Annotated in this window: 21 protein-coding genes; 10 read left to right on the top strand and 11 right to left on the bottom strand. The window is 59.8% G+C overall.

The features are described from left to right. Nucleotides 1-46: 46 nt before the first annotated feature. A complete protein-coding gene (locus tag AC0L7L_RS11905; RefSeq protein WP_473509180.1) occupies nucleotides 47-1,726 on the bottom strand; it encodes an alpha-glucosidase in 1,680 nt (559 codons plus the stop codon). A gap of 393 nt (nucleotides 1,727-2,119) precedes the next feature. Here AC0L7L_RS11905 and AC0L7L_RS11900 point away from each other — a divergent pair, with 393 nt between their 5' ends. Beyond that, complete coding sequence (locus tag AC0L7L_RS11900) at nucleotides 2,120-4,327, top strand: anthranilate synthase (protein ID WP_272212140.1); 2,208 nt, start codon at nucleotides 2,120-2,122, stop codon at nucleotides 4,325-4,327. 94 nt (nucleotides 4,328-4,421) lie between these two features. After that, a complete protein-coding gene (locus tag AC0L7L_RS11895; RefSeq protein WP_473509178.1) occupies nucleotides 4,422-5,342 on the top strand; it encodes a cation diffusion facilitator family transporter in 921 nt (306 codons plus the stop codon). Nucleotides 5,343-5,389: 47 nt separating this feature from the next. Here AC0L7L_RS11895 and AC0L7L_RS11890 read toward each other — a convergent pair whose 3' ends face one another. From AC0L7L_RS11890 to AC0L7L_RS11880, 3 genes are all read right to left on the bottom strand, one after another. Further along, entirely contained in the window at nucleotides 5,390-6,109 is a 720-nt protein-coding gene (locus tag AC0L7L_RS11890; protein WP_272212138.1) for a 3-keto-5-aminohexanoate cleavage protein, read from the bottom strand. Nucleotides 6,110-6,257: 148 nt separating this feature from the next. Next, nucleotides 6,258-6,833: a HupE/UreJ family protein gene (locus AC0L7L_RS11885; protein WP_473513902.1), complete on the bottom strand. Its 576-nt coding sequence runs from the start codon at nucleotides 6,831-6,833 to the stop codon at nucleotides 6,258-6,260. A gap of 180 nt (nucleotides 6,834-7,013) precedes the next feature. Continuing rightward, nucleotides 7,014-8,054: an aldo/keto reductase gene (locus AC0L7L_RS11880; protein WP_272212136.1), complete on the bottom strand. Its 1,041-nt coding sequence runs from the start codon at nucleotides 8,052-8,054 to the stop codon at nucleotides 7,014-7,016. Nucleotides 8,055-8,308: 254 nt separating this feature from the next. On the opposite strand from AC0L7L_RS11880, the gene AC0L7L_RS11875 reads away from it, so the two are divergent. The 3 genes from AC0L7L_RS11875 (at nucleotide 8,309) to leuA (ending at nucleotide 12,204) form a co-directional block, all read left to right on the top strand. Then, nucleotides 8,309-8,890, top strand: a complete 582-nt coding sequence (locus tag AC0L7L_RS11875) for an ATP-dependent Clp protease proteolytic subunit (RefSeq protein ID WP_272212135.1) — start codon at nucleotides 8,309-8,311, stop codon at nucleotides 8,888-8,890. Nucleotides 8,891-8,999: 109 nt separating this feature from the next. Next, nucleotides 9,000-10,190 (top strand): benzoate/H(+) symporter BenE family transporter, encoded by a 1,191-nt coding sequence (locus tag AC0L7L_RS11870; protein ID WP_473509175.1) that lies wholly within the window; start codon nucleotides 9,000-9,002, stop codon nucleotides 10,188-10,190. 307 nt (nucleotides 10,191-10,497) lie between these two features. Beyond that, nucleotides 10,498-12,204, top strand: a complete 1,707-nt coding sequence (leuA, locus tag AC0L7L_RS11865; protein ID WP_272212132.1) for a 2-isopropylmalate synthase — start codon at nucleotides 10,498-10,500, stop codon at nucleotides 12,202-12,204. A 43-nt stretch (nucleotides 12,205-12,247) separates the two neighbouring features. On the opposite strand, the gene AC0L7L_RS11860 is transcribed toward leuA, so the two are convergent. Beyond that, nucleotides 12,248-12,853, bottom strand: coding sequence for a hypothetical protein (locus tag AC0L7L_RS11860; protein ID WP_473509173.1), 606 nt, complete (start codon nucleotides 12,851-12,853; stop codon nucleotides 12,248-12,250). Nucleotides 12,854-13,167: 314 nt separating this feature from the next. Between AC0L7L_RS11860 and AC0L7L_RS11855 the strand changes: the two genes are divergently transcribed. Then, nucleotides 13,168-13,839: a CerR family C-terminal domain-containing protein gene (locus AC0L7L_RS11855; RefSeq protein ID WP_473509171.1), complete on the top strand. Its 672-nt coding sequence runs from the start codon at nucleotides 13,168-13,170 to the stop codon at nucleotides 13,837-13,839. On the opposite strand, the gene AC0L7L_RS11850 is transcribed toward AC0L7L_RS11855, so the two are convergent. Further along, nucleotides 13,830-14,744 carry a metallophosphoesterase family protein gene (locus AC0L7L_RS11850; RefSeq protein WP_473509169.1) on the bottom strand — a complete coding sequence of 305 codons (915 nt, stop codon included), beginning with the start codon at nucleotides 14,742-14,744 and terminating at the stop codon, nucleotides 13,830-13,832. The two genes, AC0L7L_RS11855 and AC0L7L_RS11850, sit on opposite strands and share 10 nt — an antisense overlap. A 151-nt stretch (nucleotides 14,745-14,895) precedes the next feature. Between AC0L7L_RS11850 and AC0L7L_RS11845 the strand changes: the two genes are divergently transcribed. Next, a complete protein-coding gene (locus AC0L7L_RS11845) occupies nucleotides 14,896-15,384 on the top strand; it encodes a carboxymuconolactone decarboxylase family protein (protein ID WP_272212128.1) in 489 nt (162 codons plus the stop codon). Beyond that, nucleotides 15,374-15,868, top strand: coding sequence for an RrF2 family transcriptional regulator (locus AC0L7L_RS11840; protein ID WP_473509167.1), 495 nt, complete (start codon nucleotides 15,374-15,376; stop codon nucleotides 15,866-15,868). The genes AC0L7L_RS11845 and AC0L7L_RS11840 overlap by 11 nt, the downstream gene beginning before the upstream one ends. On the opposite strand, the gene AC0L7L_RS11835 is transcribed toward AC0L7L_RS11840, so the two are convergent. Beyond that, the gene (locus AC0L7L_RS11835) at nucleotides 15,819-16,874 is read right to left on the bottom strand and encodes a glutathione S-transferase family protein (RefSeq protein WP_473509165.1); all 1,056 of its coding nucleotides are present in this window, start codon (nucleotides 16,872-16,874) and stop codon (nucleotides 15,819-15,821) included. The two genes, AC0L7L_RS11840 and AC0L7L_RS11835, sit on opposite strands and share 50 nt — an antisense overlap. 280 nt (nucleotides 16,875-17,154) lie before the next feature. Between AC0L7L_RS11835 and AC0L7L_RS11830 the strand changes: the two genes are divergently transcribed. Continuing rightward, nucleotides 17,155-17,658 carry a GNAT family N-acetyltransferase gene (locus AC0L7L_RS11830; protein WP_473509163.1) on the top strand — a complete coding sequence of 168 codons (504 nt, stop codon included), beginning with the start codon at nucleotides 17,155-17,157 and terminating at the stop codon, nucleotides 17,656-17,658. Here AC0L7L_RS11830 and AC0L7L_RS11825 read toward each other — a convergent pair. From AC0L7L_RS11825 to AC0L7L_RS11810, 4 genes are read right to left on the bottom strand one after another with little or no spacing between them, the layout of a single operon-like run. Next, nucleotides 17,647-19,731, bottom strand: coding sequence for a hypothetical protein (locus AC0L7L_RS11825; RefSeq protein ID WP_473509161.1), 2,085 nt, complete (start codon nucleotides 19,729-19,731; stop codon nucleotides 17,647-17,649). The two genes, AC0L7L_RS11830 and AC0L7L_RS11825, sit on opposite strands and share 12 nt — an antisense overlap. Further along, nucleotides 19,731-22,526: a DUF4159 domain-containing protein gene (locus AC0L7L_RS11820; protein ID WP_473509159.1), complete on the bottom strand. Its 2,796-nt coding sequence runs from the start codon at nucleotides 22,524-22,526 to the stop codon at nucleotides 19,731-19,733. The genes AC0L7L_RS11825 and AC0L7L_RS11820 overlap by 1 nt, the downstream gene beginning before the upstream one ends. Continuing rightward, nucleotides 22,526-23,434: a DUF58 domain-containing protein gene (locus AC0L7L_RS11815; protein WP_473509157.1), complete on the bottom strand. Its 909-nt coding sequence runs from the start codon at nucleotides 23,432-23,434 to the stop codon at nucleotides 22,526-22,528. The genes AC0L7L_RS11820 and AC0L7L_RS11815 overlap by 1 nt, the downstream gene beginning before the upstream one ends. A gap of 13 nt (nucleotides 23,435-23,447) precedes the next feature. Further along, nucleotides 23,448-24,449 (bottom strand): AAA family ATPase, encoded by a 1,002-nt coding sequence (locus tag AC0L7L_RS11810; protein ID WP_272212118.1) that lies wholly within the window; start codon nucleotides 24,447-24,449, stop codon nucleotides 23,448-23,450. Between the two features lie 157 nt (nucleotides 24,450-24,606). Here AC0L7L_RS11810 and AC0L7L_RS11805 point away from each other — a divergent pair, with 157 nt between their 5' ends. Next, the gene (locus tag AC0L7L_RS11805; protein WP_272212117.1) at nucleotides 24,607-25,221 is read left to right on the top strand and encodes a DUF1285 domain-containing protein; all 615 of its coding nucleotides are present in this window, start codon (nucleotides 24,607-24,609) and stop codon (nucleotides 25,219-25,221) included. The last annotated feature ends 5 nt before the right edge of the window (nucleotides 25,222-25,226 follow it).

Genomic DNA, 25,226 nt, shown 5'->3' with positions numbered 1-25,226 from the left:
AACGGCGCCCGCAAGGCGCCGTTTTGCATTTCAGGCTTTTTCCGCGTCAGGCAGGAAGCCTCAGGACCACCGCTTCCCAGGGCGAGAGCGTCAGTGTGTCATCTGACAGGGTGTCGCCGCGACTGGTGTCATTGCTGATGAGGATTGCAGTGCCTTCAAGCCGCGCATCGCTCCATGTCTCTGGTTCACGCGAGAAATTGATGACGGTGACGAGGCGAACATCATCAAGCTTGCGTTCGAAGGCGAAGACCGTTTCGTGGTCGGGGGCAAGGTCTTCATAGGTGCCGTAAGTGAGGGCAGGGATATGGTGGCGAAGCGCAATCAGCCGCCGGTAGTGATGATAGATCGAGCTTTCATCTGAGCGCGCGGCCTCGGCATTGATCTCCGGATAATTCGGGTTGATGGCCAGCCATGGCTTTTCGGCGGTCGTGAATCCGGCGTTTTCCGAAGCATCCCACTGCATCGGTGTGCGGGCATGGTCACGGCTGACCTTGTTGAGGTTTTCCAATAGCTCCTCGGCGCTCGCCTTGCCTGTTTCCACGTAGTCCTGCCTCAAGCCCCGCACCTCGATATCGTCGAACTGGTCGAGGCCGGTGAACGGGTAATTGACCATGCCCAGTTCCTCGCCTTGATAGATGAACGGTGTGCCGCGCATGGTCAGCATCATCGTCGCCAGCGCCTTGGCGGAAAGCGCGCGATATTCCGGCGCAGGGTCGCCGAAATGGCTGACAGTGCGCGGCTGGTCGTGATTGCCGAGAAAGACGGTGTTCCAGCCGGTCATGCCGACGGCCTTGTCGAGACGGTCGAAGGTCGCTTTCATCTCGGTCAGCTTGCGCTGTTTCCAGCGCCAGCCATCGCGGTCGAGCATGACCACGGCGAAGTTGAAGATCATGTTGAGCTCGTTGCGGGCCTCATCGACGAACAACGGGGTCTGGGCGTCGGAAACGCCTGCGGCCTCGCCCACCGTCATGCAGTCGTATTTCGACAGCACCTCGCGATTCATTTCCTGCAGATAGTCGTGCAGACGCGGCCCGGAGGCATAGACACGGCCCGGGTCCTTCATCTCTTCTTCCGTCAGGTCCGGAAATGCAAAATTCTTGGAAATGAAGGGGATCACATCCATGCGGAAGCCGGAGATCCCCTTGTCGAGCCAGAACCGCATCAGGTCGTAGACTTCCGCGCGAACGTCCTCATTGTCCCAGTTGAGGTCCGGCTGCTTTTTGGCGAAATAGTGCAGGTAGTAATCGCCGGTAGTCTCGTCTTTTTCCCAGGCGGAGCCGCCGAAATAGGAAACGAAATTGTTGGGAACGCCCTTCGCGCCATCGCGCCAGATATAGTAGTCGCGTTTGGGGTTGTCGTGCGATGACCGGCTTTCCACGAACCATTCATGTTCGTCGCTGGAGTGGTTGATCACAAGATCGATGATCAGCCGCATGCCGCGCTTCTGGATCTCGGCAAGCAGGTGGTCGAAATTGGCCATGGTGCCGAATTCTTGCATCACCTTGCGATAATCGCGGATGTCATAGCCGTTATCGGCATTAGGACTGTCGAAATGCGGCGACAGCCAGATGACATCGATGCCGAGGCCGGCGACATGATCGAGCTTTTCGATGATGCCGGGGATATCGCCGATGCCGTCACCGTTGGAATCGGCAAAGGAGCGCGGATAGATCTGATAGGCGACGGCTTCTTTCCACCAATGCCTGCTTTGCGCGGGTTGCGGCATGTCTGCCTCCCTTAAGGATTGTTTTTCAATATGTTTCTGCTTCCGGATTATGTCCGCGCGCGCGTGAGGGCAACCGTCGCCCAGTGAAATGCGCTTTTCATCCATGTGCGTATCAAGGCTCCTGAACCGCCAGAAACGCCGTCATTGCGCTTCCTGCTTGCCAGCCCGCACAAGCTGGGTTAGAAATCATCCCATGATGATCACGATAAACATTGCAAACTGGTGGTGGGCTCGCTAAAGGCGGCCGCGATCACGCATGTCTGGATGATCTGACGAAGCCGCCCTCAAACCGAGGCGGCTTTTTTCGTATTGTCGCCGCCTTTGCGGGGTTCAACGATTGAAAATGCGGGATGCGCGGGAAAACCGCTTCCGTGAAAAGGTGGAGCAGGGACAATGAACCTTCATGAACGGCCGGATGGCGGGGAAAGCTATGTGACGAAAGGCGGCGTGAAGATCACGCGCACCCGCCGTTTCGTGCCCTATGGCGATTCCGTTTCAAGCTATATCGAGCGGCTGGACGAGCGGCGCGGGGCGGTGTTTTCGTCCAATTACGAATATCCCGGTCGCTACACTCGTTGGGACACCGCCGTGATCGACCCGCCCGCTGCCATTTCCTGCAATGGCCGCACCATGTGGATCGAAGCGTTCAACGGCCGGGGCGAGGCGCTGCTTTCTCTGATGGTGCCCGTTGTCGAGGCGCTGGACGCGGCGACGATCACAGCCCGTTCGCCGCGCCGCATTGACCTGCTGGTCCGCGAGCCCGATCGCCAATTTACCGAGGAAGAGCGTTCCAAGGCACCGACGGTGTTTACTGTCCTGAGGGCCATTGTTGACCTGTTCCATTCGGATGAGGATGCGAGCCTTGGGCTTTATGGCGCGTTCGGCTATGACCTTGCCTTCCAGTTCGATGCAGTCAAGCTGAAGCTTGAACGTCCTGAAGAACAGCGCGATATGGTGCTGTTCCTGCCCGACGAAGTGTTGATGGTTGACAATCACGCCGCCAAGGCCTGGATCGACCGCTACGATTTCGAAAAGGACGGGCTTTCGACCGAGGACAAGAACGGCGATATCGAGCCGGAGCCTTTCCGCCCCTCCAACAGCGTGCCGCCGAAGAGCGACCATCACAAGGGCGAATATGCCGAACTCGTCACCAAGGCCAAGGATAGCTTCGTGCGCGGCGACCTGTTCGAGGTCGTGCCCGGCCAGCAGTTCATGGAGCGCTGCGCCAGCAAGCCGTCGGCGATCTCCAAGCGGCTGAAGGCGACCAACCCGTCGCCCTATTCCTTCTTCATCAATCTCGGCAATCAGGAGTATCTGATCGGGGCATCGCCGGAGATGTTTGTGCGGATTACGGGACGGCGGGTCGAGACCTGCCCGATCTCCGGCACCATCAAGCGCGGCGAAGATCCGATCGCCGACAGCCAGCAGATCCTGAAGCTTCTGAACTCGCAGAAAGACGAATCCGAACTGACGATGTGTTCCGATGTCGATCGCAACGACAAGAGCCGGGTTTGCGAGCCGGGCTCGGTCAAGGTCATCGGTCGTCGCCAGATCGAGATGTATTCGCGTCTGATCCACACCGTGGACCATATCGAGGGCCGTCTGCGCCCCGACATGGACGCTTTCGATGCGTTCTTGAGCCACGCCTGGGCTGTGACGGTCACCGGCGCACCAAAGCTCTGGGCCATGCGTTTCATCGAAAACCACGAGAAGAGCCCGCGCGCCTGGTATGGCGGCGCCATCGGCATGGTTGGCTTCAATGGTGACATGAACACAGGGTTGACGCTGCGCACCATCCGCGTGAAGGAAGGGGTGGCCGAAGTCCGCGCCGGTGCTACCCTGCTTTACGATTCCGACCCTCACGAGGAAGAAGCGGAGACCGAATTGAAGGCTTCAGCCATGCTCGCCGCCATCCGCGAGGCAGAGACGGAGAAACTTGCGCCGGCGACCCGGCCGGTTTCGAAAATCGGGGCGGGGCTGAAGGTGCTGCTTGTCGATCACGAAGACAGTTTCGTTCACACGCTTGCCAATTATTTCCGCCAGACCGGTGCGGAGGTCGCAACCGTGCGCTCTCCGGTTGCCGACGAGACCTTCGATCGCATTGCGCCCGATCTCGTCGTGCTCTCACCCGGCCCCGGCATGCCGAAGGATTTCGACTGCAAGGCGACCATCAAGAAAGCCCGCAGCCGCAAGCTGCCGATCTTTGGTGTCTGCCTTGGTCTTCAGGCCTTGGCAGAAGCGTATGGTGGCTCGCTCAGGCAGCTTGCGGTGCCGATGCATGGCAAGCCTTCGCGCATCCGCATTCTGGAACCTGGCCGGATTTTTGACGGGCTTCCGAAGGAAATCACCGTCGGGCGCTACCACTCGATCTTCGCCGATGCCGTGCAACTGCCGACCGATTTCGCGATTTCGGCGGAAACGGATGATGGCATCATCATGGGCATCGAGCATGCGCGTGAGCCGGTCGCTGCCGTCCAGTTTCATCCCGAATCGATCATGACACTCGGCGGCGACGCCGGCATGCGCATTATCGAAAATGTGATGGGCAAGCTGGTTACCCGTTCCGGCGAGGCGCTTGCTGCTCGAAAAGCGGCAGGCTGAGAGTTGTCTTGCTATTGTCGCGGTAAGGCGCTAGCAAGCCGATAGCGCCGGACGACTGATCCGGCCCTGTCGTTCGGCAAAACGGGAATTTCCAATGACTGGTGATCACGCACAGGGCGGCGGCGCAAGCCGTACGCGAACACTGGCATTCTGGACGATCCCGCTTTCGCTTCTGGTGCTTGCAATCAAGCTTTTGGCCTGGCGCGTGACCGGCTCGGTGGCGCTTCTTTCCGATGCGCTGGAATCGATCGTCAACGTGGTGGCTTCGATCGCGGCCTTCGTCGCAATCGTCTACGCATCCAAACCAGCCGACCATGACCACCAGTTCGGTCATCACAAGGCCGAGTACATCTCTGCGGTGATCGAGGGCGTGGCGATTGTCGTTGCGGCGCTTATGATCTTCAAGGAGGCGTTCGGTGAGCTGTTCGACCCGACCATGCCGACCGAAGTAGGTCTCGGCCTTGGCGTGAACATCTTCGCCAGCCTGATCAACGGGGTCTGGGCCTATGTGCTGATCCGGGCCGGACGGGCTATGCGATCCCCGGCGCTGGTGGCAGACGGCAAGCACATCCGCACCGATGTTGTCACCTCTGTCGGTGTCGTCATCGGTCTCGGCATCGCGCTGGCTACGGGTTTTCCGATCTTCGATCCGCTGATCGCGCTTCTGGTGGCGGCCCACATCCTTTACGCTGGCTGGCAACTGATCGCCGAATCGGTTGGCGGACTGATGGATGCTGCCCTGACCGGCGAGGAGGAAGACGCCATCCGCAAGGCGATCCTCGACAACGCCGACGGATCATCCGACGTGCACGACCTGAAGACACGCCGCGCCGGTTCCGCTGCTTTCATTGATTTTCATCTCGTGGTCAGCGAGGACATGACGGTGGGAGAGGCCCACGGCATCTGCGACCGGCTCGAAGGTGCAATCAAGGAGGCGATCCCAGGCTCCACGCTTGCCATTCATGTCGAGCCGGAGGGGGTCAAGCCGCACGGGATGCGGGTCAAGATCGAGTGAAGCAGGTAAAGCGTGGAGCTTGCCTCAGGCGGTAATCGAGCGAATTGTCATTTACCTGACCGGAGGAGCTGCAGTGCTTGCGACACCAGCTCGGCATTTTCGTTCGCAACGTCACCGTTTCTAAGCAGGCAGCCATCTTCAAGGCCGATCCGCGTCGACAGACGCTGATGATGTGCACGTTCGACAAAGCGCCAGACGGTTGCGTCAAAGCCGTGCAAGAGCACGGGCCTTTTGACACCAGTTCGCGCAAGAACTTCGAAAATCCGGCCCGCAGTGCTATCGGCCTCGTCGATATCCTGCTCTTCGATTTCAATGAGAATACGGAAGGCTCTGTGACAATCCGGAAGCGTCACAAACCGTTCGGCGTCCGACTGGGAAGCAAGGCCGGCTTCAACGCCTACACCAATTTCGTGGAGCAAGGCGGTGACGGCCGGGGCATCCGGCTCCGAGAGGTTGACGGATGCGTAGTCGGGCAATGCGGTCCATGAGGCGATGCAGTCGCGGGTTTTCTGCTCGTCTTCCTCGATCCAAGCCCCGGTTGAAACGCCCAGGAGCGTTCCAGGGCAGGCTGCTCGTGTGGCCTCTATCACGTCACTGACTGTCGAGAGGCTTTCGCGTCCATCAGAGCTGCGCGGGTGTATGTGAAGCTCGGCAGCGCCTGCGGCAACATAGGCTGCGCCATCGCGGGCGATCGTTTCAGCCGAAAATGGCAGTTTCGGGTGGTATCCGGCAGGGCGGGCGCCATTCAGGCAGGCTTGAAGGATCATGATTGTCTCGCTTCATGACAGCTTCCCTCGCAAGGAAGGCGCTGCAAAATCCCGCCTATGCGACTGGATTTTAGAGGTTTTCACTGCGGCATTGCCTGTATATCAGCACGGGCATGCATGCGAACATGCCCGTGCAAAGCTTCGTTTATCAGCCTGCCATCATGGCAATGCCGGCAAGAGCGGTTGCGCCGCCGAGAATACGCGAAAGGCGCATGCCGCCAAACCGGTTGAGGCCGATGCCGAGGCCAACACCTGCGGCATGCAGAAGGGCTGTGCCGGCCATGAAACCGAGCCCGAATGACATGGCACCGGCACCACCGAGTTCGCTACCGTGGGCAAAGCCATGAAACAGAGCGAACACGGCAACAACAGCGGCCGAGACCGGGGTGGGGACCTTGACCGCAAGAGCCACCAGCAGACCGAGACCGACGACCGAGGCGAGAATGGCCGGTTCAACGAAGGGAAGATGGAAGCCGGTAAGCGCCAGTGCAAAGCCGATTCCCATGGTGATAACGAAGGATGCAGGAACGGCAAGCATCGCCCGCCCGCCAATCATCGCCGCCCAGATGCCGACCGCGACCATCGCCAGAATATGATCCGCACCGAAGAGCGGATGCGAGAAACCGGCCATGAAAGAGCCGTGCTCGACCGGATTTAGGTGGGCAAAGGCTGGTGCTGCAGCTGCGAGAAGAAGACCGGTGGATAGACTGGCGCTTTTGGCGATGCGCTTGAACATTGTTCCCTCATTTATCGGATGCCCCGGTGGCGCACAGAAAAATCAATGCACTCAGACTATCGCTGCCGGTCCTTTTCTGTCCACATGGAAAATGACGTATGCCCTTATGAAAGAAAGGCGGCCCGGGAAATCCGGACAGCCAGACGCATCTGTATTGCTTTGCTGAGCTTATTTTGGAACGCGCGGCGGCGACACGGTTTCTCCGCCGGACTGGCGTTCCAGCATCCAGCCGGGATATTCGCGCGGCAGTGCGGAAACCGTATCGAGGCGTTCCATCTCTTCGGCCGTCATCTCGACTTCGGTCGAAGCGATATTGTCCTTCAACTGTTCCGGCCGCTTGGCGCCGACGATGACGCTGGTGACCGCCGGTTGGTAGAGCAACCAGGCGAGCGCGATCTGCGCCACCGAAACACCTTTGGCCCCGGCAATCTCGCGCATCACGTCGATCACCGCAAAACCGCGTTCCTTGTCGATAGGCGGGAAATCAAAATTGACGCGGCGGCCTTCGCCGTCTGTCTGATTGTTGCGGTCATATTTGCCTGAGAGGAACCCGCCGGCAAGCGGTGACCAGACCATCAGCCCAAGCCCTTCGGATTTCAGCATCGGTACGATTTCGCGTTCGAGGTCACGGCCGGCAATGGTGTAATAGGCTTGCAGCGACTGGAACGAGGCAAGACCCTTGCGCTCGGAAAGGCCAAGCGCCTTGGCGATTTGCCAGGCTGCCCAGTTTGAGACGCCGACATAACGCACATGGCCGTGGCGCACGAGCGTGTCGAGGGCCTCAAGCGTCTCCTCGATCGGCGTCGTATTGTCGAAACCATGAAGCTGATAGAGGTCGATGTGGTCGGTCTGGAGCCGTCTGAGGCTGTTCTTGACCTGCTCCATGATGTGATAGCGCGAACTGCCGCGCGCGTTCGGCCCTTCGCCCATGCCGCCGAACACCTTGGTGGCAATCACCACCTCGTCGCGCGGAACACCGAGATTTTTGATGGCCTGACCGGTGATCTCCTCAGAGAGGCCCTCGGAATAGACATTGGCCGTATCGATGAAGTTGATGCCGGAATCGATGGCCAGCTTGACCAGCTCTTCCGACGCGCTCTGGTCCAGCTCGCCGATTGCTGTCCACATCCCCTTGCCGCCAAAGGTCATGGCGCCGAGACAGAGTTCGGAGACCTTCAGCCCTGAATTCCCAAGTCGGTTGTAACGCACGGTCCAGTCCTTTCAGATTTTTTGAGATTGGCCGGTTTGCTGCCTTGTTCAGTTCGCTGAACGCGCCCAAATCGGATCGGATGTGCCGGGCCGCTGGTCCGGATATCGAATTGACATGACTGACGTGGGGGCCGGTTCCCGCAGTTTCAAGGCAGGGGCGCTGTTTGCGGCAAGGCCGAAGCGCAGGGGACATTGTATTGGCGCGATATTCGCATTAAGTCGGGTATCAGAACCCTTACCCTTGGAGATGCCGAATGAACGAAGAAGACGACGACAAGAAGACCGAACTGCCCCTGGGCAAGGAAGCCGAAGCCAATCTGTTCAAGTCGCGGTCGATCTTCATTTACGGCCCGATCACGCAGGAACTTGCCCAGCGCGTCTGCTCACAGCTTGTGGCCATGGCTGCCGTATCCGATGAGGATATCCGCGTATTCGTGAATTCGCCGGGCGGTCATGTGGAATCGGGCGATTCGATCCACGATATGATCAAGTTCATCAAGCCGAAGGTCGTCATGGTCGGTTCCGGCTGGGTTGCCTCTGCCGGTGCGCTGATCTATGCGGCGGCTGCCAAGGAAGATCGCATCTGCCTGCCGAATACCCGCTTCCTGCTGCACCAGCCCTCCGGCGGCACCCGCGGTCCGGCATCGGATATCGAAATCCAGGCGCGCGAAATCATCAAGATGAACCAGCGTCTGATCAAAATCTTTTCCGTTGCCACCGAACAGCCGGAAGACAAGATCGCCAAGGATATTGACCGCGACTACTGGCTCTCAGCTGAAGAGGCAATCGAATACGGCCTCGTGTCGCGGATTGTCACCAGCGAGGCTGAAATCTGATCATCAGTATCTGCTTGCGAACCGAGAAACCGGGTGTGGGGCTTGCTCCGCCCGGTTTTTTCATGCTTGCAATTGACTGATCAGGTGGCCGTATTCAGGAGGGCAGGGCTTGTTCAGGGATTTTTCGGCACAGAGCCTGTTCATGGGCCTTCTGGTTGCCTTTGTCGGTTTTGCCAGTTCTTTTTCAGTCGTCCTTCAGGGGCTTGAGGGGGTCGGCGCAAGTCCGGCGCAGTCGGCTTCCGGTCTGATGGCGCTTTCGATTGTCATGGGCGTCAGCGGGATCGTCATTTCTGCCGTCACCCGCATGCCGGTCAGCGTGGCGTGGTCCACGCCGGGTGCCGCTCTTCTGGCAACGGCGGGAACGCTGCCGGGTGGCTTTGCCGAGGCCGTCGGCGCCTTCATCATCGCCAATCTGCTGATCATCGCTGCCGGTCTTCTGAAACCGGTCGGCCGGGCGATCTCATCGATTCCCGCACCGCTTGCCAATGCCATGCTTGCCGGCGTTCTGCTGGCTCTGTGTTTTGCACCGGTGGAGGCGGTGAAGTTTGATCCGCTGCTGGGGCTTCCGATCATCGCCGCCTTCATTGTTGTCGGCGCGTTCAATCGGCTGCTGGCGGTGCCCGCCGCGCTTGGGGCCTTTGTTCTGGTGCTGGTCTTCGGCGTCGATATTCCGGCCGGTGCCTGGGCCAGTGTCTGGCGCGAAGCGGTGCCGCTTCCCGTCTGGGTGACGCCGGTGTTCAGCCTTCAGGCGGCGATCTCCGTTGCCCTGCCGCTGTTCATCGTCACCATGGCCTCGCAGAATATCCCCGGCGTGGCGATCCTCAATATCAATAATTACCGGCCGTCTGCGGGGCGCATGTTTTCGGTGACCGGGCTGTTCTCGCTGCTGTCTGCGCCCTTCGGCGGGCACGGCGTCAATCTCGCGGCGATTACGGCGGCGATGTGCGCTGGCCCCGATGCGCATCCTGACCCGAAGCGGCGATACTGGGCGGCGATCATTGCCGGCATCGGCTATATCGCCTTCGGGCTGATGAGCGGGCTGGTGGTGGCGCTGGTGTCGCTGGCACCGCCCATCCTGATCGAGGCGGTCGCAGGTCTTGCTCTGATCGGCGCATTCGGGGCTGCCGCCGTCGCCGCCTTCAAGGATCCCGGTGCACGGGAAGCCGCTGCGGCAACCTTTCTTGTGGCGGCATCCGGGGTCGGCTTCTTTGGCATTTCAGGCGCGTTCTGGGGACTTGCGGCCGGGCTTGCGATAACAGGCGTCAAGCGCTTGGCACACAAACGGGCATCAGGCAGCTGAGGCGATTTTGGATTGCAATCGGCTGTCGATGCCGCTATGGAACATGCCATGATGAATTTTGATGCATATCGGCAGGGCAGATTTTCGGGTGGCGCATGCGCCGCCGCCGCTCCCATGCGCGCGTCAAACTCGCTCCTTCTTCTCGGCCTTAACAGCGGTTGCCGGGTCCTTTAAGGAGCGCCCGGCGGCCGGAAAGCCGCTTGGCACCAAGCGCTCCTTCATTCCCGAACACTTGATGATAACGAGAATGGCCCAAGCCGGAATGCGCCCCTGAGGCAGCATATGGCAGGCCGGATAAGAGGACAAAATGGACGCGAGTCATTCCACAAAATCCAAGGGTATGCCGACGGCTGCCAGCAAGTACCAGCCTTACCCGCAGATCGATCTTTCCGATCGGCAGTGGCCGTCGCGACGCATCGAAAACGCGCCGACCTGGTGCTCGGTCGACCTGCGCGACGGCAATCAGGCGCTGGTCGATCCTATGGGGCATGACCGCAAGGCGCGCATGTTCCAACTGCTGCTCGATATGGGGTTCAAGGAAATCGAGATCGGCTTTCCCTCCGCCTCGCAGACTGATTTCGATTTTGCCCGCTGGTGCGTCGAAAACGATCAGGTCGGCGATGATGTTTCGCTGCAGGTTCTGGTGCAGTGCCGGCCAGAGCTGATCACGCGGACCTTTGAGGCGCTGGAAGGTGCGCACCGCCCGATCGTGCATTTCTATAATTCCACCAGTGAATTGCAGCGTCGCGTGGTGTTCGCCAAGGACGTGGCCGGCATTCGGCAGATTGCTGTCGACGCCGCCAGGATGATCACCGACATGGCTGCAAAGGCCGGCGGCGGCTACCGGTTCGAGTACTCACCGGAAAGCTTCACCGGAACGGAACTGGACGTTGCGCTGGAGGTTTGCAATGCCGTGATCGCGGAAATGCAGCCGACGCCCGACAACAAGCTGATCATCAACCTGCCGTCGACCGTCGAGATGTCGACGCCGAACATCTATGCCGACCAGATCGAGTGGATGTGCCGCAATCTCGACAATCGCGAAAACCTGATCATCTCCGTCCACCCGCATAATGACCGGGGAACGGGTATTGCGACCGCTGAAATGGGCCTGCTGGCCGGTGCAGACCGTGTCGAGGGCACGCTGTTCGGCAATGGCGAGCGCACCGGCAATGTCGATATCGTCACGCTGGCGCTCAACATGTTCACGCAAGGTGTCGATCCAGAGCTCGACTGTTCCGAGATCGGGCGGATCAAGGAAGTCTACGAATATTCCAACCAGATGGTGATCCCGGAACGCCATCCCTATGTCGGCGAGTTGGTCTATACCGCCTTTTCCGGATCGCATCAGGATGCAATCAACAAGGGCATGAAGGCGATCCGGATTGCCAACAAGCCGGTCTGGGAAGTGCCCTATCTGCCGATCGACCCGCAGGATGTGGGCCGCACCTATGAGGCAATCATCCGCATCAACTCCCAGTCGGGCAAGGGCGGCATCGCCTACATCATGCAGAGTGATTACGGTATCAACCTGCCGCGCGGCCTGCAGGTGGCTTTCCGCGAACTGATCCAGAAGATCACTGACGAGGAAGGCCGCGAACTGCCTTCGAAACGCATTTACGACGTGTTTATGGAGCACTATGTCGATCAGCCGGAAGGCCGCATCAAGTTCATTGACCACCACACCTACCCGCAGGGAGCGGCCAAGGGCGTGCGTGTCGTGACCGCCGAAATCACTGACGGTGGCGAGAAAAAGCGGATTGATGCGAAGGGGAACGGCCCGGTCGACGGCTTTGTCAATGCGCTGTCAGCCTATCTCGGGATCAATCTTTCCGTTGAGGACTATTCCGAGCATTCACTCAATCACGGTTCGGATGCCAAGGCGATTGCCTATGTTGATGTGAAATATGACGGTGGCCGGATGTTCGGCGCTGGTATCAACACCAATATCGTGGCGGCCTCGCTGGAGGCCATTGTTTCGGCGGTAAACCAGATCCTGGCAGGGCGGGGCTGAGAAATCCCCGCTACGGCGGCGTCCCCGGGTGGATGCCGCCGCTTCAAAAATGCAGATATACAGACTGGGCAAGCGCAGGCATATCGGTATCTGAAGACGGGCCGACGACGGCAATCAAGGTTCTTTCGGCCTGCCACCATGCCACTGTCAGATCGTCGCGGATCGTTTCCTGAACGTCGGTGATTTGGTTATCCGTCGATGTCGGACGTGCCAGGATGAACAGGGAAAGCAGGTCGCCGCTATTGTTGCGGTAGAACAACTCCACACCTGGCGTGCGATCGATGGCGACGATCCTTGCACCTTCAAAAATGCTTGCACCCTGATCGAATGACGGGATTGTGATATCAAGGCCGGTCGTTCTTGCAATAAGTTCCGTCACAGCGGCCGGATTTTCCGGACCGATGTCGGTGATCGGCTGATATTTTTTGCCAAAAATCCGGAAGCTGGCACAGACATCGTCAATCCAGTCGAAGGACCGGTCCAGGCTAAGGTCAACAGTCTGGGTTGCGACGGAGCCGCGTGACGCAGCCATGCCGATAGCGATGCCGATACCGAGAAATGCACAGCAGAGCAGTGCGGGCAGCCAGTGTCGTCTTGCTTTTCCGCCAATCATGTTGCCGGTCTGTTTTGTTCTGACGGCGATGTCCATCGTTTCCTTGAGTGTCTCGACTATGGAATGGGCCGGGGTTAGCGTTCACGCAGATATGCGGGTTGCCGGCGCGATATTGCCCCGAGTGAAACACGGAAACAAGAGGCGCGCGACAGTTTGTCGACGAACACAAGAGCGATGCAATTGTGGACTATCCCGCTTCTGTGCTTGTTATGATACGGCTGATTAAAAAATGAGGCATAAATGTGTTTTTCATGACTTGTCCCATTGCGATGTGGATCATTTGCAGGGACGATGACGTTAACGGGGAATAAAAAGAGAGCCGGACAATTACCGAGCAATCGAAAGTAAACATGAACGCAATGACAGAAAATCTTCAGGGGGCAGCGGCCACACGCAATGCGATTATCTCAACCGCTGTGCGTCTCTTCGCCGAATACGGATATAATGCCGTCTCCACGCGCAAGATCGCTGAGAAATCGGGCGCTAACATTGGCAGCATCGCCTATCATTTCGGGGGCAAGCCGGGACTTCTGATTGCCTGCGCGCATCGCGCGGTCGAGGCAATCGAGCAAACGCTTGGAACTTCGGTTCTTCAGCCGATGGCTGATGATGTTTCGGCAGATGAGGCCCGCACGGAGCTTCTGGCGATTGCGCGGCTGCTCGTGACTCCGATCTCCGGACGGCCTGATGCAGATGACATTTCCGCCTTCGTGATGCGCTTTATCAACCAGCGCAGCGAGGCCTTTGACCTGCTCTATAAACAGATCAGCGAACCGATCCACCGTCATCTCTGTCAATTGCTGGGACGTGCCGCCGGTCGTGACCCTGATGCGGAAGAGACAAAAATTCTGATATTCACCATTATGGGGCAATCCATGTATTTTCGCACCAGCCCCCAGGCCGTCAAAAACGGTATGGGGTGGGACAGCTTCGGCGGTGGCGAATGCGCGAAGGTTGGGGCTGCTCTTTCTCTCAGCATAAATGCCCTGATTGATGCCTATGCCGCCGGCGCTCAGGTGTAGGAATAGCTGAATTCGCTTTCCGGTTCGATGGTGCCGCTGATCGCGTCAAGCGCGTGGCGCCTGCAGTGCATTTCCCATTCTCCCGTTTTGCCTTTGACAGTGATCAGGTTGAAGGCCGACGGCGGTTTTTTTCCGCCTGTTCCCTGGCCAGCCGCAGCGATCCCGATAACCGGGGTCTTGCCGTGCGGCGTTTCAATGAAATTGACGGTGTTGAGGTGAGTGTGTCCGTGCAGTACGAGCTCGCATCCGCCTGTCGAAAGCGCGGCGCGAAACCGCCTGATTCCGATCAGTCGCTTGTGGCGGGCCGCCGCATTGCGCACCGGCGGGTGATGGATCATCACAATTCGAAACAACCCTTCCTCGCCAGCCTGGCGCAACAGCTCGGATGTTCTGCGCGCTTGTTTTCTCTCGAATGCCCCGATGGCCATGAAGGGTGGCGATGCGATCGCGGATGAACAGCCAATCAGCGCCACCGACCCACGTTTGCGCAGGTAGGGAAATGTGAGCGAATCGGATGTCTTGCTGAGGGGCCGGACGTCGTCGCCCTGCATATTGTCGTGCCAGGCCTTTGCGACCTTTGCATAGGCGCCGCCGACATAAGCGTCGTGGTTGCCGGGCACCAGAGAGACGTCTTTCGCGGGGCCGACGCTCTTAAGCCATTCGGCGGCGTTTTCGATTTCCTTGGTGGTGGCAAGATTGACGAGGTCGCCAGTGATCGCGAGATGATCCGGCGCTTCGTCGGCAATCGCCAGAAGCAGGTTTTCCAGCGTGTTCTTGCCCAAATGCTTGCGGCGATTGCGATGCCAGTTCAAAAACCCGGTGATCCGCTTGGAGACCAGCTCGCGCGGCGAGAGCTGCGGCAGGGGACCGAGATGAATGTCTGAAATGTGGGCCAATGTGAACATGGGAAATTCATAGACGGGCGGGCTGCAAGCTGCAAGCGGTGACTTTCGAAGCGGGCGGCGGAAGCCAGATAGGCTTGACTTATCGCATAATAAGGATATCAAATATCCTTAAGGATAAAATGTATCCTTATTATTGCAAGAGGAAGAGATCATGAAACAGCCGTCTTATGTTGAGTTCACGCCTGCGCTTGCCGAGGCCTACATCGCTTTTTCGACAAAGCTCAAGGCAAACAGCCTCAGTGCGCGCCTGAGGCATCTGGTGGATATCCGGGTGTCGCAGCTAAACAGCTGCGCATTCTGCCTCGACATGCATAACAAGGAAGCCAAAATCGCAGGTGAAAGGGAGTTGCGCCTCTACCATGTTGCCGTCTGGGATGATTCACCGCTGTTTACAGACCGGGAAAAAGCCGCACTGGCTTATGCCGAGGCGCTTACCGGCATAATCGATCCGCACAAGGCGGTCGCGGCGCGCACGGCTCTTGCTCTCCATTTCAGCGAGCAGGAGATCGCTGAATTGACCTATGTGATCGTGTCGATTAATGGATGGAACAGATTGGGCGTTGCCTATCAGAGCCGGCCCGGCTCGATGGACAGACTTTACGGTCTTGAAAAGGCCGGCTTGGAAGCGGATGCAGCTTAGAAATCAGGTCGAATGGGTCCTTCATGCGGCCACCGTGCTCGCCGGTCTGCCGCCCGGACGCTATTTGCCCACAAAGGTGCTTGCAACCTTCCATGGCATTCCCAAGGAATACCTTTCGAAGGCTTTGCAATCCCTTTCCCAGGCCGGGCTCGTTGAGAGCGCACTCGGCCCCGGAGGCGGCTACAGGCTCGCTGCAGATCCCAGAGATATCTCATTTCTCGAGATCGTCGAGGCAGTTGAGGGGAAAGCGCCGTTGTTTCAATGCCGCGATATCCGCTTTGCCAATCCGTGTCTGCCGAAGGGTTTTTGTCCCAAGGCGATATGCCCGATCGCCAAGGTCATGATGCGTGCCGATGCTGCCTGGAGGGCCTCACTGGCTGAAACAAGCCTTGCCGACCTCGGGGCGGAGGTTCTGGAAAACCTCGGCCCCGAGCTCATGGAGGAAACCCGGCACTGGCTCGAAGAGCGAAGCGGCGCGGGATAGAACCACGACTTGGCCCTTTCGCTTTCTGGCAGGAACCACTATCGCCCGTGGGGGTATCAAGTTCCTGGATCGGCCCTTCCGGTACGATCCCGGTTGGATTGATTGTCTTGTGCGATCCGTAGTAGTGGCCCTTGATGTGATCGAAATTGACCGTCCCGGCAATCCCCGGCATCTGGTAGAGTTCGCGCAGATAGCCATAGAGGTTCGGATAGTCGGCGATCCGCTTCAGATTGCACTTGAAGTGGCCGACATAGACCGGATCGAAGCGAACCAGCGTCGTAAACAGCCGCCAGTCGGCTTCCGTCAGGGTGTCGCCCAACAGATAGCGGTTTCCCCCGAGCCGCTCTTCAAGCATGTCGAGCGTTTCGAACAGTTTTTTCACATGTTCCGAATAGGCGTCCTGCGTTGTCGCGAAGCCGGACTTGTAGACGCCGTTGTTGACCGTGTCGTAGACGATGGCGTTGATCTCGTCGATCTCGCCGCGCAGGTCTTCGGGGTAGAAGTCGAGGTCGTTGCCGGTCAGATGATCAAAGGCGCTGTTGAACATCCGGATGATTTCGGCGGATTCGTTTGAAACGATGGTCTCGCGCTTCTTGTCCCATACCACCGGAACGGTGACGCGGCCGGTATAGTTCGGATCGGCCTTGGTATAGACCTGCCAGAGAAAATCGGTGCCGTTTACGGGGTCGTCGGTGCCGCCGTCGCGGTTCTTGAATTCCCAGCCATTTTCCAGCATCAGCGGATCGACGATTGAAACGTCGATGAAGTCCTCAAGCCCCTTGAGCTTGCGGAACACCAGAGTGCGATGCGCCCACGGGCAGGCGAGCGCGACATAAAGGTGATAGCGGTCCTTTTCAGCCTCGAACCCACCTTTGCCATCCGGTCCGGCGCTGCCATCGGCGGTGATCCAGTTTCTGAACTTCGAGCTTTCGCGCTTGAAATGGCCCTTGGACTTATCGGTGTCATACCAGACGTCCTTCCAGACGCCGTCTACCAGCATACCCATCGGATGCTCCTTTCATTCCTCTCTCTTCTCTTTGCACCTTACATACGGCGCCATATTTGCTTTGCCAGTCCCGAAACGTTTGACACTGTGTTGCGGGTCACCAGAAATTGCGCTTTTCTTCCCGTCATGCTGGACGGTCTGCGGTTTTCCTGCTAGTGGCGTTTGGCCCAGAAACTGGAATTTGTCATGCGGATCCTGCGACGACGCTGATTGAAGATTTGAAACCGGAGATTTTCTTCGGCGACTTCCAATTGCGTATTCCAGACAGGTTCTTAGAAAAATGACAAACGAACTGTGCTACCTCCCCGAAGAGGTTTCCCACGACCAGATCATTGAAGAAATCAACGCCGAGGCTTTCGGACCAGGTCGTTTCGCGCGTACGGCCAGCCGTATCCGTGAGCAGGGGCCGCATGATCCCGCGCTGTCATTCGTCTGTCTGGATGAAGGCGCAGTGATTGCCTCCGTGCGGCTGACGCCGGTCTGGGCGGGCAGGGCTGTCGGCCACATGCTCGGCCCGCTCGCCGTCCGGCAGTCCCACAAGAACCGGGGGATCGGGCGCAATCTGGTCCGCATCTCCGTGGAGGCTGCTGCAAAGGCGGGCTCCGAGGTTGTGATCCTGATCGGGGATGCGCCCTATTACGGTCCGCTCGGCTTCCGTCCGACCGTTCCTCCGACCCTGCTTCTGCCGGGGCCTGTCGATCCCCGTCGTATCCTTGCCGATCCGCTGGTGGAGGGCGTCGAGGCAAAGCTCGTTGGCATGATGCGTTTCAGGCTAATCGCCTGATGCTCCGGAGCGGCCCTCGCGCCACCAGGTTGCCGAAATCAGTGCCAGAAGGGCGGCCAGTCCGAAAAAACCGTTAAAAAGCGGCAGTGAGCGGATGCTTTCAAGCCTTGTATCTGACGTAGCGACAATCGGCATGAAGCTGTTATTGCCGGGCCTGAGCGGGCCGGAGGTTACCCGCACCGGCGGCAGGCCGTCGGCAATCCGCTGCACCATCCCGAAACTTTCACGCCCAAGCGGTGCCAGAGTTTCGGTGGTCGAAATCATCGCCTTGAATTCCGGCGCATCGGGATCGCCGATATTGATCAGGCGTTGCAGGTCGCCGTTCTGAATGGAAAAAAGCCCCATTTCGCTGACAGGAGCTTCGCCTCGGAAGAGCCCCGGTTCCTGTTCTTCAAGCGTCACGGTTATCGCTTGCCCCGAAGGTGTGCTGACCGTTGCATCACGTGGGGCCTCGCCCATGGTCTGGCGGGTGATTTCAAGCCGCTCGCCATCGCTTGTCGCCGTCAGCGCTTCTTCTTCCAGCGCCGGTTCCTGCATCAGCCAGTGGGCGATGCGCCGGTAAAGCGGCACATAAGGCCCGCCGCCTTCAAAGCCGCGCGCCCAAAGCCAGCCCTGATCGGACAGAAATTCTGCGATCCGGCCCTGACCTTCGCGTGAGAGCACCAGAAGCGGGGCACCGTCTGCCGTCAGCACCGTTTCACCGCGCGCTTCACCGACGGGAATGGAGCGGAACCAGCGGCCCCAGGCCGGCGGTTCTGAACCATCACCCGGCAGATCACGGGTGACAGGATGCATCTCGCCTGTGTCGGAGACTTCCGGATAAAAACCGCCCTCTGACAGATTGCCGGTGGGAATTGCCGGAAGCACGGCAGACAGCGGCGTTGCCGCAATCGATTCCGGGCCTGCAATTTCCGGCCCGGCGGCCACAAGAAGCGCACCGCCATTCAGCACATATTGGGCGATATTGTCGTAATAGAGCAGCGGTAGAACGCCACGGTTCTGGTAGCGGTCAAAGATGATCAGGTCAAAATCGTCGATCTTGTCGATGAACAGTTCGCGCGTCGGAAAGGCGATCAGCGACAATTCGTTGATCGGCGTGCCGTCCTGCTTTTCCGGCGGGCGCAAAATCGTGAAGTGCACGAGATCGACGGACGGATCGGATTTCAGCAGGTTGCGCCATGTGCGTTCGCCCGAATGCGGCGAGCCGGACACCAGCAGCACGCGCAGATTCTCGCGAATGCCCTCGACGATCTGGACCGCGCGGTTATTCACCTCGGTCAGTTCGCCGGCAACGGGATCGACGGAGAGTTCCAGAATATTCTCGCCGCCATTTTCGATGTCGAAGACGTAACGCGTCGAAATACCGGGCGCGACCAGCATTTCGGCCACCACAGTGCCGTTCAGCCGGGCGGTGACCATGGCGGGACCTGTGCCGCCCTCGGCCTGGTCTACCGGACCATCATTGACCACGGTGAACTCCACCGGCAGGCTTTCGCCGACAAGGCCGAAACGCGGGGCCTCGTTGATCTCGATGCGGCGGTCATATTCCTGCGCCGTGCCCGTCACCAGCGCGTTGACCGGAATGTCGGCTGGCAGCGCGGCAGCGTTATCCGGAATGTCGTGGATCTGGCCATCGGTGATGAAAAAGGCGGCCCCCATCCGGCTTGGCGGCACATCGCGCACGGCATCGGCAAGAGCACGGAAGGCAAGCGTTTCGGCGCGGCCGTTTTCGTTGGCGGTTGCCACGTCAACGATGCGGGGTTCCAGCATCGGGTCTTCGGCAAGCCGTGCCTTCAGCGTTTCGAGCGCCGCGTCTGTCTGTCCGGTGCGATCTTCTGTCAACTGGCTCTGGCTGCGATCGACAATGATCGGCACGATGGTCGTCAGCGGCGAGCGCTCCTCCTGGCTGATCGTCGGGTTGGCAATGGCTGCGACCAGCAGAAAACCGGCGGCGGCACGCAGTGTCGTTGCGCGCATACGGGTGAGATAGCCGAGCACCATCAGGGCGATGACGGCGGCAAGCGCTGCGTAGATTGCGGTCAGCGGCACCAGGGGGGCGAAGGTCAGGTTCATTATTGCCCCAGCCTTTCCAGCAGCGCCGGAACATGCACCTGATCGGCCTTGTAGTTGCCTGTCAGCATATACATCACGATGTTGACGCCGGTGCGGTAGGCGAACTGGCGCTGGCGCGGGTTTTCGGGCACGGTTGGCAGCATCGGCGTCATGTCGGCATTGGTGGCCCAGGCGCCGGCGAAATCATTGCCGGTGATGATAATCGGCGAAACGCCATCACCGCCGCTCGTCACCATGTCGGAGGTCGCGCCCGAACGCGCCTCGACCCAAAGCGGCGAACCGTCATAGCGGCCGGGAAAATCAGACAGCAGATAGAATGAGCGCGTCAGCACGTGACCTTCGGGCACCGGCTCGAGCGGCGGCACGTCGATATTGTCGAGGATTGCACGCAGCCTTGCTGTATTGGCGCTGACGGCATTCTGGCCGAGCGGCGAATACTGGTCACGGGTATCGAATAACACCGTGCCGCCATTGCGCATATAGGCCTCGATCCCGGCAATGGCCTCCTGCGAGGGCATCGGTGCGGAGGCAGAAACCGGCCAGTAGATCAGCGGATAAAACGCCAGTTCGTCTTCCGCCGGATCGACACCGATGGGGTCGCCCGGCTCCAGTGCTGTGCGATAGGAGATGTAGTCGGACAGGCCCTTGAGCCCGCGTTCGGAAATCCGGTCGGTCTCCGCCTCGCCGGTGACGACATAGGCAAGATGCGTTTCATAGAGCAGGTCGGCGATTTCCATGTCGCTCATCTGCGCATGGGCCTTGCTGACGACGTCGGGCGCAAAGGGCAGAGCGGCGGCAAGGCTTGCCGCGAGGATCAGCGGCAGCGCCGCGCGCCGCGCCTTGAGGCTCGAAAATGCACCATTCATGGCCAGCATGATCAGCCCGTCGGCAATCAGCAGTATCATCGCGGCCGTCAGCAGCCAGGGTTTGAGGCTGAAGGCACGGGCATCGCCGATCGGCTGGAAACGACTGCCATCGCCAAACGCGGAAACGTCCAGCGGCGAAAGCGTATCCTGCGGGCCGAAGAGATTGACGGCGGTAAAGCCGTCGGCCGAGCCGTAGAGCCCGGGCGGGTTTTCCGCTGTCGCGATCAGATTTCCACCGGTATCGGCAAGCGGGTTTGCGCCGCTGATATTGCCGGTCAGCGTGCCGTTGGCAACAAGCAGACGATAGGGGGCGAGCAGGGGCGCTGAACCGCCGTCGCCGTCAGCGGCCGCACTGGCCTGCGAGAGATTGACGATCCGGCGCAGCATTTCGACGAAATAGCCAGAGATCGGAAGGTTCGACCAGTTGGGATCGGCAGAGGTATGGAACAGCACCAGCCGCCCGTCGCCGAGCACGCCTTCGGTCACCAGCGGCGTGCCGTCAGCAAGGCTTGCCCAGGTGTGGTCGGCCAATGTCGGTGCGGGTTCGGCCAGAACCTGGCGGGACACGGTGATGTCCTCCGGCACGGGCAGGCCGTAAAACGGGCTGGTCTGCGGGAAGGGCGCAAGGCTTTGCGGCTCGCTCCAGCTCATGGCCCCACCGAATGCGCGCGCGCCGGAGCGAAGGCGCACCGGCAAAAGCGTATCGTCACCTTCTGAAGATGCCAGACGAGGCCCGGCAAAACGGATCAGCGTGCCACCGCCTTCCACCCAATGTTCGAGAAGCGCATGGGTCTCCTCGCTCAACGTTCCTATGTCGCTTAAGATGATGACGGACGGCTTCTGTTCGATAAGGGCGTCAAGCTGTTCGGGCAGCGTTGCCGTATCACTTGAAATCAGATCGGCATAAGGGGCCAGCGCCTGGCGCAGGTAATAGGCTGCAGACAGCAGCGGCTGGGCCTCATTGGCTGGGCTGCCGGAAACGAGTGCCACTCTGCGGCGCTGGAAGCCGTCGTCGAGAAGCTGCACCGCACCTGCATTGGCTGCGCCATCGATCGCGATCCGGGCGAAATCATTGCGGACTTCGAAGGGCGCGCGGATTTCCGTGGTTGACGCGCGCGCGCCGGTCTCGAAGACAAGTGGGCTCGCAGCGATCACGCGCCCCTGCAGGTCATAGGCGTTGACGGTCAGCTCTTCACGCGGGCCCGGTTCGGCTCGCACAGCCGTGATCCGGCTCGCCGTTGCGCCGTTGTCCACTTCTGTGATCGCTGACGGGAGAGGGCGCTCGGAGCGCATCACAAGAAGGTCATCGGCGTTCGCGCTGGCCAGCATGTCGATGGTGGCGGCATCGTCCGGCCCGGCAAGCCCGTCGGTCAGGAAGGCGATGGTGCCGGGGGGCGTGCCGTCCAGCGCTGCGACAAGCGCGCTCGCGGCCGGCAACCTTTCGGGACGCGCGGCTTGCGGCTCGGCAGCGGCCAGTCTCTGCCGGGCCTCGCTTGCCGAAACCGGGCGTGTGTCTGCGGTTCTGTCTGCGGTGAATGCCAGTGCCACGGGCTGGTCGGCGCGCCCGGCCGCCTCGATCAGCGCGTCGGCGGCGCTGGTTCTGGCGGCCCAGTCTTCGGCGCTCGCCCAGCCATTGTCGATCAGCAGTGCCAGCGGGCCATCTGATGATATCTCGGTGCGGTCCGGATTGATCACCGGATTGGCGATGGCGAGAACGACGAGCGTTGCAAGCGCCATCCTCAGCAATGTCAGCCACCACGGGCTTTTGGCCGGGGTTTCGTCGCGCTTTGCCAGACTGAGAAGGATGGCAAGCGGCGGAAATACCTCGCGGCGCGGGCGTGGCGGCGTGAGTTTCAAGAGCCACCAGATTGCGGGCAGCACCACCAGGGCGGCGAGCACAAACGGGCTGATAAATTCAAAACCACCCATCAGCGCTGCCCTCCGTTATCACCGGAAAGCCGCATATGCATCGCCGTCAGCGCTTCGGAGGCCGGGCGGTCGGTGTGATGGGTGAAGAAGGTCCACCCGGAACGGCGCGCGGTGTTTGAAATCACGTCACGTCGGGCCAGATATTGCTCCAGATAGGCGTCCTTCAGGCTTTCGGCACGACCGAGGGTGAGTTCCTGGCCCGTTTCCGGATCGGCAAAGGCGGTGCGGCCGCTATAGGGAAAGCTTTCTTCCGCCGGGTCTGCAACCTCCACCAGATGGGCTTTCAGCCCGCGCTCTGAAAGCGGTGCAATCTGCGAAAACAGCGCGTCCGGGGTATCAAGGAAATCGCCGATGATGATCAGTTCGGATGGTCCCCGCATCATCTGTGTGTCTGGCAGAACAGAAGGCATGTCGGGCGCGGTGGCCAGAAGGTGGGCGAGCTTTTCCGCGCCATTGCGGTTTGCCACAGGCTCCATCAGGCCGGGACAACCGACCCGCTCGCCCGAGCGCAGCAGCGTGTCGGCAACGGCCAGCAGCAGAACCAGCGCGCGGTGCTCCTTGGAGACCGGGGCAAGTTCGGAGCGGAAATGCATCGATGGCGTCAGGTCGGCAAAAAGCCAGACCGTGTGGGCCGCCTCCCATTCCATATCCCGCACATAGGTGTGGTCGTCACGCGCAGAGCGCCGCCAATCGACCTTCATCAGAGATTCGCCCGGCGCATAGGGGCGGAACTGCCAGAAGTTCTCGCCCGGTCCCCGACGGCGGCGACCATGCCAGCCGGCAATCACCGTATTGGCAATGCGACGCGCCTCGATCAGGCAATCCGGCAGCAGTGCTGCACGTCTCTTGCCTTCGACAAGGGCCGAGTTGCGGGCGGTCGGCGGTGTCGTTTGTCCGATCGAAGCCAATGGCGGCTGCCTGTCAGTTTAAGTCGCGCTCGGCGATGGTGGCGATGACGTCGGTGACGGTAATGCCTTCGGCGCGTGCGGAAAATGTCAGCGCCATGCGATGCTGGAGAACCGGTGCAGCAAGCGCGCGCACATCGTCAACAGAAGGCGCAAGCCGTCCCTGATAAAGCGCACGGGCGCGTGCCGTCAGCATCAGCGCCTGTCCGGCGCGCGGGCCCGGACCCCAGGCCACATTGCGGTCGGTCTCCTCAAAGCCCTGGCCAGGGCGGGCGGCGCGTACAAGTTCCAGGATTGCGTTCAGCACGTTTTCGCTTACCGGCATCTTGCGGATCAGCGCCTGGATTTCCATCAGCCGTTCGGCTGTGACGACGGCGCTTGCCGTTTCTTCCGTCGCGCCGGTGGTTTCCAGAAGGATACGGCGTTCCGATGCCATGTCCGGATAGCCCACATTGACCTGCAGCAGAAATCGGTCGAGCTGGGCTTCGGGCAGGGGATAGGTGCCTTCCTGCTCCAGCGGGTTCTGGGTGGCGAGCACATGGAAGGGGCGCGGCAGATCGTAATGCTGGCCGGCGATGGTGACGGAATATTCCTGCATCGACTGCAAAAGTGCCGACTGGGTGCGCGGCGAGGCACGGTTGATTTCATCGGCCATCAGCAATTGCGCAAACACCGGCCCCTTGATGAAACGGAAGGACCGGCGTCCGGTCTCGCTTTCCTCAAGCACTTCGGAGCCCAGAATATCCGACGGCATCAGATCCGGGGTGAACTGGATACGGCTGCCCGCAAGCCCGAGCACTGTGCCAAGCGTCATCACCAGCTTGGTTTTGGCCAGTCCCGGAACGCCAACGAGCAAGGCATGCCCGCCGGAAAGAACGGCCAGCAGCACGCTCTCCACAACATTCTCCTGGCCATAGATGACCTTGGAGACTTCTGCCTTTACGTTCTGGATGTCTTCAAGCGCTTTTTCGGCCTCTGCCACGATCTCCTGAGCAGCATTCGTGTCAGTCGCATCCATACAAACGTCTCCACGGCCTAGAGCCAGTTCGGGTTTTGCCAGCATATCGCTGGTTTTGTCTTTCAAAAAGGATAATCACCTGCCAGCGGCTGACAAGCCGGTTTGGAATGACTATTTCGAGAGCGAACAATATTCGACCCGAAACTGGGACGGAAAGATGACGGACCGGACGACATCACAGATAAACGACGCGCAGGGGCTGGCCTCGGCGATTGCGCGCCAGCTTGAGGGCGGAGGCAAACGCGGGCCCGCGCCGGTTGAAAAGTGGGACCCGGCGTTTTGCGGTGATCTCGACATCGAAATCCGCCGCGATGGTACATGGTTTTATTGTGGGACGGCCATCGGCCGTGCAGCGCTTGCGCATCTGTTTTCAACGGTATTGCGCAAGGATGCCGACGGCGAGACCTATCTGGTAACGCCTGTTGAAAAGATCAGGATCCGCGTCGAGGATGCCCCGTTTGTCGCCGTTGCCATGGATATTTCAGGCGAGGGCGATCAAAAGATTCTTTCGGTGCGGACCAATATGGGTGACGTGGTGGAGATCGGCGGCGACCATCCGTTGCGGTTTGAAATTTCAGGGGAAAACGCGGAACTGAAGCCCTATGTGCTGGTCAGGGGACGGCTGGAGGCGCTGTTTTCGAGGGCGCTGACCTATGATCTGGTCGAATTTGGCGAGGAGGTTGTTATCGAAGGTGAAGCTATGTTTGCGATACGTTCCTGCGGTCAGCTGTTCCCGGTGATGGAAATGGCGAAGCTGGAGAAAGGCCTGTGACTGCC

The organism is Martelella sp. K41-7 (assembly GCF_055808365.1).
This window is presented reverse-complemented; position numbering and strand designations above follow the sequence as displayed.